The organism is Nitrososphaerota archaeon, assembly GCA_029785825.1.
Lineage (GTDB): Archaea > Thermoproteota > Nitrososphaeria > Nitrososphaerales > Gagatemarchaeaceae > UBA183.
This window is the reverse complement of record JAFLYY010000001.1, coordinates 67,600-80,132: the sequence shown is the minus strand read 5'-3', so window position 1 is coordinate 80,132 and position 12,533 is coordinate 67,600. Positions and strand designations below refer to the sequence as shown.

Genomic DNA, 12,533 nt, shown 5'->3' with positions numbered 1-12,533 from the left:
GTCCGGGTTCAGGGCTCCGGTCCGCCGCCCCTGAAGTGCGGCATGACCTTCTCGGCGAACAGCTCCGCGGTGTCTCTGAGCGCCCTCGCCGGGACTTGGAAGTTGAGCACGAAGTGGCGGCACCCGGCTGCGACGTACCCTTCGAGCTTCTCGACCACGTCGTCCGGGCCGCCGATCACATAGGGGGACTTGGTCACAGCCTCGTCCGGGATCTCCAACGCCTTCGCGACCCAGCCCTTCGCCCCTCCGGGGAAGACGAGTTTGTAGGTCATCTCGTAGTCGTACGAAGGGGGCTTGAAGCCGAGCTCCTCCAAGATCTTCGGCCTTGACAGCAGGAGCATCTTTGCCTGCGTCATCACCCCCTTCAGCGCCTCGTCCCTGTTCTTGGCCAGGGCGACGTAGGTGAAGTGGGCCGGCTCGATGGCTCCGGGATCCCGTCCCGCTCGCCCTGCCATCTCCCTGATTTTCTGGAGGTTCACCCCGTAGTCTTGGATGGCCATGTTGGCCGGAAGCCACCCGTCTCCGAACCTGGCGGTCATCTGCATGGTCCTTGGAGAGCTGGCGGCCACGAAGATTGGGACGGTCGGCCTGTACCTGTCGGGGGACACCGGGACAGACGGCTTAGGCTGCAGGAAGGCGCCGCTCAGGTTATAGTATGCTCCCTTGAAGTCGACGTTGTCCTCGGTCCAGAGCCTTCTGATTATCTCGAGGGCCTCCTCTGTCCTGGCCACCGGCCTGTCGTAGGGGATGCCGAAGGGGACGAGGTTCATCGCCTCTCCCACCCCTATCCCGAGCATCGCCCTCCCGTCAGAGATGGCGTCCAAGGTCGCGGCCCTCTGGGCAAGAGTGGCAGGATGGCTCCTGTAGGTGTCGCTCACCCCCGTGGCGAGCCTTAGCCTCCGAGTGCGGGATGAAATCGACGCGAGCGTCGTCCACGCCTCCAGTGCGTCCCACCTCTTCGTGCCTGTGGCGACGCTGTGGTCCGGCATCCAGAACGAGTCATAGCCCTCCCTCTCCCCCGCCAGCGCCAGGTCGAGGATCGTGCTCCAGGGGAAGTTGGGGGCTTCGATGCCGAACCTGACCCTCTCCGCGTCCACCGCGTTGGTGCGGTCTCTGGCGCTCAACTGTCGACCCCTGAGGGGGAGAATTCGTAGGCGAGCTTGCCGCCGTCGAGCCGTGCCACCCTGAGTTCGAGCTTCATCCCTGGGCCGAGCCTCTCGTCGTCGACGGAGGTTGCGACCCTCGCGAGGAGCCTGTGCCCTCCAACCGACTCGGCGACCCCGATCACGTAGGGAGTGTCGCCTTCGAAGCCCGTCGGAGCGAAGTGTGCCTTGGTGTAGGTCAGGAGCGTCCAAGGCCCCGGCATCTCGACCCATGTCATCGAATCGCTGGTCAGGCAGTTGGTGCAGTCCATCTTCGGAGGGAAGTAGACCTTCTTGCACCTGGTGCACCGCGTCCCCATGACTTTCCCCGCGTCGAGGAAGTCGACAAACCTCTTCGCCTTGCTCTCCGCCGTGTAGCTTATCTTCCCGAACCTTTCGAACGTCGTGCAGCTCATCGCCCCATGATCACTACGTTGCCGTAGAGCCCGATCCCTCCTATGTTGTGGACCAGACCAAGCTCCGCCCCCTTCACCTGTGCCCTTCCCGCGTCCCCCCTCAACTCCCTCACTATGGTACGGATCTGAGAACCACCGGTGGCGCCGATGGGGTGCCCCTTACCCAGAAGGCCGCCGTCGACGTTCACGGGTATCCTGCCGCCTATGTAGGTCTCTCCGTCCTGAACCAGCTTGCCCCCCTCTCCCCGCTTGCAGAAGCCGAGATCCTCGTAGGCCAAGATTTCAGAGATAGTGAAGCAGTCGTGAACCTCCGCTACGTCTATGTCGCCGGGCCCTACGCCCGCCATCCTGTACGCCTGACTGGCTGCCTCCGAGGCGCAGCCGAGCCCCGTCAGGCTCGCCTTGCTCGCAACTGTAAGCGCGTCGCTCGCGGAGCCGATCCCTTTCACCCATATGGGAGTGTCTGTGATTTTCTTCGCATCCTCCGCGTTCGCGAGTATGACGCAGGTAGCTCCGTCGGCGTTAGAAGTGCAGTCGAGGCTCCTCAACGGGTCCGCTATCATCCTCGAGCCCAGGACGTCGTCCATGGAGACCTCTCGCTGGAAGGCGGCCTTCGGGTTGAGGGCCGCGTACTTCCCGCTCTTCACCTTCACGGCGGCCAACTGCTCTCTCGTCGTCCCATACTCTTGCATGTGAGCCCTGGCGAATAGGGCATAGCCGTCAGGCATCGTGAGCCCGAAGGGGGTCTCCCACACTATGTCCGCCCCCCGCCCCATCCTTTCCTGGACGTCGGCCGCGGATAGCTCCGACATCTTCTGGAACCCGACCACGGCGACAACGCCGTTGAGGCCCGATTTGATCAGGCCGTAGGCCACCCTGACCGCGGTGGTGCCTGAAGAGCACAGAGACTCCGCGTACATGCTCGGCCTGGGGTTCAACCCTAGATACTCGGAGATGGCGCCTGCCGGGGACCGCTGCTTGTCGTATTCGGGAGCCGATGAGACGACCGAGGCGTCGATGTCCTTCGCCTCAAGGTTGCCGGAGTCGTCCACTGCTTCTTGGAAGGCGCTGAACGCCATCTCTCTGATTGAAACACCGGACGCCTGGACGAACCCCGTCTGCCCTACTCCCACGACGGCCACGTCGTTCAATCAGACCTACGCGTCCTTGTCCCGGACTTAATCCGCCCTTTCCCTAATCGAAGAGTATCCCTTCTGCGAACGTCTCGATCATGGTACGGGCGTACTCGAAGCTCGAACTTGATTCCTCGTACTCAAGATGAAGGTAGGGCAGCTTCGTCTTGTCCAGAGCTCCCTTGAAGATCATGTAGTCGTAGAGCGCCGGCTCGCAGAACTTCGGAGTGAGGAAGACGACTCCCTCGGCTTTGATGCCTTCTAGGAAGGAAGCGATGTATTCTTGTTTGTTTATGCCGGGATGAAAGCGTACGGTCAACGGCTCCATGTTGGACACGTACCCCCGGGCCAGCGCGGCGACCGGATCCTCGGTGCCGGCTGCGGCCTGCCCGAGCCACCTGGAGCCTATCAGGGCCTCGTCGTTGATTACATAGCAACCTGCGTCCTCTATCACCTTCATCAGCATCACAGGCGGTTGCTCGCAGAAGTTGCCCACGACGGCCACACGTATTCTGTCTTGGGTCCTTCCCTGGGCGCCGACCAGCCCGCTAAGATACCCTTTCATTCCGTCGACGTATTGTTCGACGGGCATGATAGACCCCGCCCTGAGCACGGAATACCAGTCAGAATAGGGGACCAGCCATGGGCTCTCTCTCCTCAGCTCGAGGAGCTGCCTCTGCAACCTCCTCTTCTCGTTGTAGATGGCAATGCTCTCGTTGAGCCTCTCCCTGCCGAGTTGCCTCCCTGACAGCTTCTCCATCCCCTGGGTCAGCCTCTCGTATTCGCTCCTGAGGTACTCCACCGCGTAACCGGAGCCATTGTTGATAGGATAGTGCAGATATTCGACGTACCTCGCCGGAAGGTTCCTCTTGGTTATCCCCGAAAGGTTCCTCGCGACGTCGCATATGTTTGAGAAGACGAGACCTTCGAAGAGGTCGAGGTTCCCCTGCAGGGCCATCTGGAAGACGCTGCGCGAAATCGAGCAGACGAAGGATTGGGTGTGGGCGGTGGCTATGTCGAGGCTCACGCCCCCCGACGCGCCGTTGAGTCCCACGGGGAGCATGTCCAGGGCGTGCGCGAGCTCCTCGGGGAAGTAGACGGGGAAGAAGCCCACCGCGGGAGACTTCGTGGCTTCCTTCCACCGGGCGACGGACTCGAACTTCGTGTAAGAATCGTCCGCGGCGGCCCGGAAGTCTGCGGGAAGCTGTTGGACTTGCACCCCATCACCCTGCCTGAGTCTTCTTCTCCAGCCGCTTGTACCCTAAGTATGCCGCTCCGAGCGCCCCGGCGTAGAGCAGACGCGAGGAAGCGTTGACCTTCATGTGTATCTTCTCTTCGAGGGCTTTGATGAAGGCGGGGTTGAGGACGAGGCCGCCAGTGAGCGTTATCTCGGACTCGAGGCCTACCTGTTTGAGGGTGAGGCTGACCCTCCCCGCCACGGAGTTGTGGGCCCCCATCAGGATGTCTTCCATGGGGACCTCCTGCGTCACGAGGTTGATTACCTCTGACTCGGCGAGGACAGAGCAGACGGTCGACATGTTGACAGGGTTGAGGGCCTTCAGGGATACCTCTCCCAGCTCAGAGAGCTTCACCCCCGTGTAGAAAGAGATCTTTTCGAGGAAGCCGCCGCCGCCGGCGGCGCACTTCTCGGTCGACCTGAACTTGATCACCTTTCCGTTCTCGTTCACCTTGGAGGCCCTCGCGTTCCCCGCTCCGACGTCCAGCACGCACGTAGTGTTAGGGTACAAGAACTTCGCACCCTTCCCGTTCGCGGTGATGTCGGTGACGTTGATGTCCCTGAAATCCACCCTGTACCTCCCGAAGCCTGTCGCCGCCACATAGGACACGTCCTTCCTGCCCAGGCCCAGGGAGTCGAGGGAGCCGTGGAGGGCCTGTTCGGCGGCCTTGCCGAAGTCATAACCGGTAGGGTAGTCCTTCATGGTCAGGATGCGCTTGCCGTCCTCGAGGAGGGCGACCTTGGTGTTCCTGGTCCCCACGTCGATGCCTGCGGTTATGGCTGTCTCCATCATGCTCTATCCACCCGCCCTGACCGTCACCATGCTCTTTTCGAGCGCGAAGTGGGCGGCGCCTATGGCCCCGCAGAACATCGTCAGCTTGTCCGTGTTTATCTTCATCCCGAGCTGCTCCTGCAGGCAGCGAACCATCCCCTGGTTGAGGGAGACTCCTCCGGTGAAGGTGAGCTCCGGCTCGATTCCCACCCTCCTGAGGAGCCCGATGGATTTGCTCGCCATGGAGGCATGGATGCCATAGAGTATGTCTTGGAGGCTGTTCCCCCACGCAAGCTGTTCTTGGGTCTCCGACTCTGCGAAGACCGCGCAGGTGGCCGATATCTTCACGGGGTTCGTGGATTTCAGGGAGATATCCCCCACGTCCTTGAGGCTGAGGTTGAGCGCCCGAGCAGAGCCCTCTATGAAACGCCCAGTCCCCGCGGCGCATTTGTCGTTCATGGTGAAGTCGACGACCTCCCCCCTGGCGTTGATGCGTATCGCCTTGGTGTCCTGCCCTCCCATGTCGAGGACCGTCCTTGTCTCCGGGAAGAGGACGTGAGCTCCCTTCGCATGGCAGCTGATCTCCGTCACCTGGGTGTTCCCGAATGTGATTTTGTAGCGCCCGTAGCCGGTCCCGACGACGAAACCTACCTGGTCTTCTGACAGGCCCGCCTTGGAGAGGACGTCATGGTAAAGCCTGGTGGTAGCCGATATTATGTTGACCCCGGTCATGTCAGACGTCGTCGCAATCAGGTTCCCCTTCGAGTCGATGACGGCGGCCTTGGTGTAGGTCGAGCCCGCGTCGACCCCCCCGAAGTATTCCTTTCCCATCTCAGGTGGCCCCCTTCCTCAGGGCGAGCGTCTCAAAGAAGGCGTCAACCCTGTTCTTCATCTGCGCCTCGCTGAAGTACCTCGGGTCGACGTGGTCCGACTCCACCAGGAGGGTCGGGACGTCGAGGTCCTTCGCGAAGTGCTCTCTGATGTCCCCCTGGCCCATGGAAAACGAGCGGCAGCTCTTGATGGAATGGATGACGACCGCGTCTGCCTGGTAGTCTCTGACGTACTTCTCGATCAGCTTGGTCCTTATCGGCATGTTCCAGTTGCAATAGGCGTGTATCATGTACTCTGCCAGCGTCTCGATCGGCCTTCTAGGGTCGAGGTGGAACGAGTCCGTGTCTACCATGCCCGCGACCTTGGGATAGGTCGAAGCCACGGCCCTCGCGTTATAGGAGCCGAATAGCCCCCAGAACTTCTTGAAGAAGGGATAGTTGGGGACCCCTTCGAAGACGAGCCTGTACTTCTCAGATTCGGTTGGGCCCACCCCTCTTTCATATCTCAGCTTGAGTTCTTCGAGGAGGAACCTGTAGAAGTCCACCGCCTTCTGGGTTCCGCGAGCGAACGTTATCGGGGCCATGAAATAGATGGCTTCGAAATAGGCGTCGAGCGGCGATGGCTTGAGTTTCCCCATCTCTAGGCACTGTTTCCACAGGTCCCAGGCTTCGGCGGACAGGCGGATCACCTCCTGGAACCTCCCCTCGTCGAAGCGCTTCCCCGTAGACTTTTCCAGCATGGATATGATTTCGTGTAGTTGGCCGGAGACGTAGCGTATGTCGTGCCTGGGGACCTGTCCGTCGTAGTCCCTCACGTAAGGTATGTCCAGGGTGAATATTGGGGCGCCTGTCTGATAGTGATACTGTTCCCACCAGTGGATGTAGATCTGACACCCAGAGTATGTGAGGAGGAGTACGTCGGGCTTGGGGAGCGACCCGATGACCGTGTTGGTCCCGTCCATCGTGGAAGCCACGCCCATCTTCACATAGCCGCAGGCGTCCGTCGAGTAACCCACCTCTTCTGACTGGGCGATGAGCTGGGGGGCACCTCCCCTGTAGGATATGTTGAGGGAGGTCACTTCAGGATAAAGCGGCAGCACATCAAATACGGAGAGAAGCTCGATGGGGTTGGCCATCACGAACGAGTACCCGACCTTCTTCCCTTCTGCATGGCTGTTGAGAAGTGATGCAAAGTATGCCTTGAGCATCTCCCCCTGCATGCTCTTCGCTTTGTCGAGCTCCCTGAAGGCAGGGGTGAACTTCTGCTCCGACACTATTGGTCCCCCTGGGCGTCGAAAAGGTTTTATTTATATCTATTCTAACTAATTTATATAATTACATCCGTCCAGTAGGCATCCACGTTCCTCTGGATGCTCGCGATCGTCTCTTCTTTCTTGGAAGGCTCGAACAGGTGCTCGAAGCGCCTTTGGATCCTCAGGTATTCTTCGACCGGAACCCTCCTCCGGGGTATGTAGGTATGGACCACCTTCCCGTCCACAGCTTCCTTCAGGGGCCATATCCCGCTCTCGACGGCGAGCTTGTCCAACTTGACCGTCATCCTCGGTTCGGAGCCCCACCCCGTAGGGCAGACGCTGAACGCGATGAACAGCTTGGGCCCCTTGACCTTCGCTGCCCTCTCGAACTTCCTGAGGAGGTCGACCGGCCTGGAGAGGGAGATGGTCGCGAGGTATGCGGGGTTGTGCGCCCTCCAGATTTCGAAGAGATTCTTCTTCTTCAGTCCGCTGCCAATCGAGCCGCCTAGAGCTGCCGTCGTCGAAGTGGAGGCTGCGAGCGGCGTGGCTGACGAGTACTGAAAGCCCGTGTTCCCATAGGCCTCGTTGTCGTAGCACAGATAGTAGAAGTCGAGGCCCCTCTGGACAGCTCCGGAGGTCGCCTGGAGGCCTATGTCGTAGGCCGCACCGTCCCCCGTGAGGACCATGACCTTCGAGTTGGGGTCGGCCAGCTTTCCCTTCTCGACCCTGGCCATTATCCCGTCGACAATCCCCTGGGCGGCGGCGGGGCCGCTGGCGAAGGTCGTGAAGAGGAGGGAGCTCGTGAGAGTCGCGTACGGATAGAGGGCTAAGAGAGCCAGGCAGCCCGGGACGGAGACTACGATGGTTCGCGGACCCAGCGCCTTGAGCGCCAGCCTGACGACGGCTTCGCCTCCGCATCCGGCGCAGAGGGGGGAGCCTGGCCTGAGGCGCTCTTCCCGGGGGACGTCCTTCAGCGTCCTGAAGGCCGAATCAGTGCTTTGGACCAACAGTCACATTCTCCTGTGTATCTTCAGCGTGTACCCCCGCGACGTCGAGGTACTTCTTCATCTTGGCCCAGCTCGCCATGCTGTAGAGCAGCGTCGGTCTTCCAGGGTCTCCACCCGACTCGAGTTCCTTGCACTTGCGCAGCATCGCCCTGACCTCCCCTGTGCCGACGGGCATCCCCCCTATCCCTCCGACGAAGGACGCGACCACTTTTGGCTTCTCGGTCGAGTGGTAGAGGGCTTCCACGACCTCGGGATGTATGATCGCCCCCCTGCCCGGGGCCAGATTCTGCTCGAACACGGCCACCCTCTCGGCGTGACGCAGGGCGGCTGCCACCTCCCGGCGCGGGAAGGGCCGGAGCATTGTCAGTTTGAGCATCCCCACTTTCTCGCCCGTGCCTCGGAGTTGTCTGACGGCAGCCCGTATGTTCGAGCTGTATGAGTTGGTCGTGACTATCACGGTATCGGCGTCGTTGGTCATGAACTCCTCCGTGGTACCGTATCGCCTCCCGAAGATGTTTGCGAAGTCTTCCGCGGCTTCGAGGAAGACCTCCCTTGACTTCAGGGAACTCTCGTGGAGCTGGCGCTTGTAGAAGGCGTAGACTTCCCCGTCGGTCGTGGTGGGGGCATAGACCACGGGCTCGCCCTCCAGGCCGAGGAGAGGGCGCGGGCGCGAGTAGTGCTTCAGGAACGACCTGACCGCACGGGTCTCGGGGACGTCCACTGACTCCCTGGCGAAGGAGAGGATGAACCCATCCATGTTGACTATGACCGGGAGGAGTACCCGGCTGTCCTCGGCGACCCTGTACCCCATGAGCACTAGGTCGAGAACTTCTTGGCATGTCTCCGCGTGGAGTTGGATGAACCCGGTGTCTCTCGCTGCCAAGACGTCCCCGTGCTCCACTTGGAGTACCATCGGCATCCCCATGCCTCGGGACACGTTGACGAGCACTAGGGGGGCCCTCCATCCTGCGATGCTGTACAGGTTCTCCAGGCCGTAGACGAGGCCCTGACTGGAAGAGGAGGTGAAAACCCGGGCACCTGTGAGGGACGCTGCTCCGGCCGCCGCCAGCATCGAGTGCTCCGAGTCGAAGTTGACGAATCTCGCCTTCAGGCTCCCAGCGGCCACCCAGTGGGACAGCGTTTCGACTATCTCTGACTGGGGGGTGATGGGATATGCGCAGACGTAGTCGACATCAGAGACGCGGGCCCCCCAAGAGGCAGCCGCGTTTCCCGTCAGCATCCTCTTCATCTTGACACCGTCGACCTTTCTTCTGAAATGGCCTTCGGTGGGCACTCTTCCATGCAGATCATGCACCCCTTGCAGTTGTCGTAGTTTATCGTCGGGGTGAGGTCTGGCTTGAGGGTTATAGCCGAGTCAGGGCAGTAGACGTAGCACACCATGCACTTCGTGCATTTGGCGTAGTCTATCGTGGGTTTTGAGAGCCTCCAGTCGCCCGTCCTGTTCTGGGAGCTGTTCCCCGTGCTCACGATCAACGAGATGGATGCGAGCGTGCCGGTGGGTGCACTCAACTCGACCAGATCGGTTTCTCTTTCATCCTGTATCTTCGTCGAGGGGGAGACCCTTGGGGAGAGGGAGTAGCACTCGTCTGCGGACGCCAGGTTGGCACGTATGGACTCCTCGTCGAGTCCTATCTCTTCCATCTCCATCTCCACTGCCCGGTGGAGGGACTCCGGTCCAGCTATGCCGAGTACTTTGCATGTGGCGGCGGCAATCCCCGCGCTGACGCTCGTTTTCTTCAGGTAGCGGCTCGTGACTCCGGAGACGTCGAAGTAGACCGCGCGAGAAGGAAGCGAGCCGATCCCGCGTCCCGTCGGTGCGTTCACTATTACGACGGCCCCTTCCGCGAGCCCCGAGAGCGCAGGGAAGACCTTCGAGTCGGAGACTGTGGGGTCGGCTAGGACAACCGCGTCGGGATGTGTTATGGGCCCCCGCCCCTCTATGGGCTCGTCGGAGACCCTGACGAAGGACACGACGGGAGCGCCCCTCCTTTCAGGGCCGTACATGGGAGAGTCTTCCGCCTGGTGGCCTTCGAGGAAAGCTGCGGTACTTATGATCCGACCGGCAGTCTTGACCCCCTGCCCTCCCCGTCCATGCAGCCGGATTCCGAGCTTCAATTGGGCGGTTTGCGGGGCGCCAGTTAATATTTATAGATTTCTCTGAAATTATATAAATAACGTCATAGGACCTTCGGGGCGCTTTGACCGCCGTCTGGGTTACCTCGCGTACAGGCATGATTGACACCGGAGGATACGGAGGTGACGAGACAGTGGCGTCCTATGTCGTGAAGGGGAGCAACGGTTCCGCTTTGGTCGACGTAGGCTATTCCACCAACTGGGAAAGCGTGATGGAGGGGATGGGTACATTGGGTGTCAGCCCTGACAGCGTCAGGCATGTGTTCCTCACCCACTTCCACCTGGACCACGCGGGGGCCCTAGGAGAGCTGATGCCGCGGCTTCCCAACGCGACTGTCGTAGCTCATGAGAAAGCACTCAGGCACCTCATCGAACCTTCGAGGCTGGTGGCTGCATCCATGACCTCCTTTGGCAAAGCCGCACAGCTGATCGGGAGCCTCTCACCCATCCAGCCAGACAGGCTCGAGCCTGCGAGGGAAGAAGCATATGACTTGGGAGGCGTAAAGATTCAGCCGGTCTTCACCCCCGGTCACGTGCCTAGTCACACTTCGTTCTTTACGGACGATGGAACGATGTTCTCCGGCGACGCGATCTGCGTGACTAGGAAGGGGCTTCGTTTCCTTCTCCCGCCAGGGAGCCCTCCTGTGTATGATGTAGGCGCAGCCGTGAGAAGCGTGGAGCTAATCCAGGGGTTCAAGCCCCGGCTCCTCCTAGCTCCTCACTTCGGGCCCCAGCCGACGTCAAAGGAGGCTTTCGAAAGGCAGACGCAGACCATGAGGGCATGGCTGGACTCCATTTCTTCGATGGTGGAACAGGGGATGGGGCTCGGGGAAACAGTCGACGAAATGAGGGAACGGTCGCTTCGAGAGGCAGGCCTGAAGAGTTCTGGTTTGGACGGATTCGCGAGGGATATTCTGCTCGGGCCCCTCCTCGGGATGACGGTAGAAGCTTACATGGCCTACGCGCTTTCTGGAGAGACCCGAAGGCCAGCGGCCGCCCCTGCGTCCACCTGACCCGATGCCGGGCCCATGCCACCCTCACCGACGACAGACCCGGCGGGGCCGCGAAAAACGACTGAGTCGATCAGGGGCCTTCTGATCCCGGCCGCGAGGACTATCCTTCTGAGCACAAGCCCCCCCGTCAGGCCAAGAAGCATGCAAGTGGCGAGGAGGGGCGCCGCGGCCTGGTAAGATTCCGCGACGAGAGGGACCAGCAGACCGCAGACAACGACCCCACCCCAGAAGCCGGCGGCGAGTCGCCCCCTCACCCACAGCTGTACGCTTCCCCGGGACGTCTGGAGCCTTTCTCCGCGGAGGAGGAAGACTACGATTACGAGCGACTCCGCAAGTATGAGGAAGACGTCGGCCGTCGAAAGCGCGGCGACAGACCCGGTTGTGCTTCCATAGGCGACGGTCCCGAGGACCACGAGCATGACCCCGGTCGAAGAGGCAGATGCGAGGAAGAGGACAGGGAGGATCATCGTGCTCCAGAATGTGATGGGCCTGCACGCCTTCAGCAGGAACCCGGTGTAGAACATTGTGGCGACTGCCAACCCTGCCGCTACCAAGCTCGCTCCCGCCGGCCATGGCAGATGGAGCAGGGAGAAGAAGAGCTGGGCGATATCGAGGACGGCGAAAGTGGATATTATCCATGCACCTCTGGCCATCCAAGACGTGCGGACGTTGAGGAAAGCCCTCGTCGCGTTGTTCTTTACTCCCAAGTCCAGGATGAGGAACACCATGCCCAAGAGGACCAGCGGACCTCCGAGGACGACCCCAATCCACGAAGCTGGGGACGGCGAGGCGTTGAATGAGCCAACTGCGACTGACGTCACGTAAGCCCCCGACCCCGACCCCGCCAGGAAGAGATAGGCAGCGATGCTCCATCCCCAGGTTCGCTGCGGAGCCTGGAGCCGCACGCCGGACGCACGTTCTGCCCCTGCCGTCACCATAAGTAGAACACCGACGGGTCCGTCTTCATGTCAGGGAGGAGGCGGAACGACTCTTTCGTCCTGACAAGCTTCGACAACTCGCTCTCCGGATCGTCCAGGTCTCCAAACACGATGGCCTTGGCCGGGCACGAGTTCACGCATACGGGAGTGGCTTCGGCATCCGACCCCGGCTTCCCCCCGTCCTTGATGCCGGCGTCCAGGCGGCCGAAGCAGAGGTCGCACTTCGTGGTGACGCCAAGAGGCCTTGGCTGTGGGAGCCGGCCGTCCCCGAAGTAGTCCTTCTCCTCCTTGACGAGCCACCTCGCTTCGTACGGACATGCAAGGACGCAGTATCCGCACCCCATGCACTTCTCGTAGTCTATGAGGACGACCCCGTCCTCCCGCTTCCTTGTCGCCGTCGTCGGACAGACGTCCATGCAGGGAGGGTCAGCGCAGTGCATGCACTGCACAGGCAGGAAGAAGCGCTTGACCGTCGGGTAGGCTCCGACTTCCACATCCCTGACGTTCTTCCAGAAGACTCCGGGCGGCGTGTTGTGGTCGAGTTTGCAGGAGATCGTGCATGTCTGGCACCCCGCACATCGTGTGAGATCCACGGCCATCCCCCATCTCACCAAAGCGTCCCGCCTCCTAGCAAGGTC

The 12,533-nt window shown here is 61.1% G+C and carries 13 protein-coding genes; 1 reads left to right on the top strand and 12 read right to left on the bottom strand.

The window, feature by feature from the left end; genetic code table 11:
• Positions 1-8: 8 nt before the first annotated feature.
• Genes JRN21_00420 through JRN21_00375 form a run of 10 tightly spaced genes read right to left on the bottom strand, consistent with a single transcriptional unit; the run spans position 9 to position 9,452 of the window.
• Positions 9-1,124 (bottom strand): LLM class flavin-dependent oxidoreductase, encoded by a 1,116-nt coding sequence (locus tag JRN21_00420; protein ID MDG6987777.1) that lies wholly within the window; start codon positions 1,122-1,124, stop codon positions 9-11.
• Positions 1,121-1,558 (bottom strand): Zn-ribbon domain-containing OB-fold protein, encoded by a 438-nt coding sequence (locus JRN21_00415; GenBank protein ID MDG6987776.1) that lies wholly within the window; start codon positions 1,556-1,558, stop codon positions 1,121-1,123. The genes JRN21_00420 and JRN21_00415 overlap by 4 nt, the downstream gene beginning before the upstream one ends.
• Complete coding sequence (locus tag JRN21_00410; protein MDG6987775.1) at positions 1,555-2,709, bottom strand: thiolase domain-containing protein; 1,155 nt, start codon at positions 2,707-2,709, stop codon at positions 1,555-1,557. The genes JRN21_00415 and JRN21_00410 overlap by 4 nt, the downstream gene beginning before the upstream one ends.
• Before the next feature lie 43 nt (positions 2,710-2,752).
• On the bottom strand, positions 2,753-3,910 hold the full coding sequence (locus tag JRN21_00405) for a 2-hydroxyacyl-CoA dehydratase (protein MDG6987774.1): 1,158 nt from the start codon (positions 3,908-3,910) through the stop codon (positions 2,753-2,755).
• A 4-nt stretch (positions 3,911-3,914) separates the two neighbouring features.
• Positions 3,915-4,721, bottom strand: a complete 807-nt coding sequence (locus JRN21_00400) for a hypothetical protein (GenBank protein MDG6987773.1) — start codon at positions 4,719-4,721, stop codon at positions 3,915-3,917.
• Positions 4,722-4,724: 3 nt separating this feature from the next.
• Positions 4,725-5,531 (bottom strand): 2-hydroxyglutaryl-CoA dehydratase, encoded by an 807-nt coding sequence (locus JRN21_00395; protein MDG6987772.1) that lies wholly within the window; start codon positions 5,529-5,531, stop codon positions 4,725-4,727.
• 1 nt (position 5,532) lies between these two features.
• Entirely contained in the window at positions 5,533-6,804 is a 1,272-nt protein-coding gene (locus JRN21_00390) for a 2-hydroxyacyl-CoA dehydratase (protein ID MDG6987771.1), read from the bottom strand.
• 53 nt (positions 6,805-6,857) lie between these two features.
• A complete protein-coding gene (locus JRN21_00385) occupies positions 6,858-7,790 on the bottom strand; it encodes a pyruvate synthase (protein ID MDG6987770.1) in 933 nt (310 codons plus the stop codon).
• On the bottom strand, positions 7,774-9,084 hold the full coding sequence (locus JRN21_00380) for a pyruvate synthase (protein ID MDG6987769.1): 1,311 nt from the start codon (positions 9,082-9,084) through the stop codon (positions 7,774-7,776). The genes JRN21_00385 and JRN21_00380 overlap by 17 nt, the downstream gene beginning before the upstream one ends.
• The gene (locus JRN21_00375) at positions 9,036-9,452 is read right to left on the bottom strand and encodes a 4Fe-4S binding protein (protein ID MDG6987768.1); all 417 of its coding nucleotides are present in this window, start codon (positions 9,450-9,452) and stop codon (positions 9,036-9,038) included. The genes JRN21_00380 and JRN21_00375 overlap by 49 nt, the downstream gene beginning before the upstream one ends.
• Positions 9,453-10,009: 557 nt before the next feature.
• On the opposite strand from JRN21_00375, the gene JRN21_00370 reads away from it, so the two are divergent.
• Positions 10,010-10,957: an MBL fold metallo-hydrolase gene (locus tag JRN21_00370; protein ID MDG6987767.1), complete on the top strand. Its 948-nt coding sequence runs from the start codon at positions 10,010-10,012 to the stop codon at positions 10,955-10,957.
• On the opposite strand, the gene nrfD is transcribed toward JRN21_00370, so the two are convergent.
• Complete coding sequence (nrfD, locus tag JRN21_00365) at positions 10,903-11,895, bottom strand: polysulfide reductase NrfD (protein MDG6987766.1); 993 nt, start codon at positions 11,893-11,895, stop codon at positions 10,903-10,905. The genes JRN21_00370 and nrfD overlap by 55 nt on opposite strands.
• The gene (locus tag JRN21_00360) at positions 11,889-12,509 is read right to left on the bottom strand and encodes a 4Fe-4S dicluster domain-containing protein (GenBank protein ID MDG6987765.1); all 621 of its coding nucleotides are present in this window, start codon (positions 12,507-12,509) and stop codon (positions 11,889-11,891) included. The genes nrfD and JRN21_00360 overlap by 7 nt, the downstream gene beginning before the upstream one ends.
• Positions 12,510-12,533 lie beyond the last annotated feature (24 nt).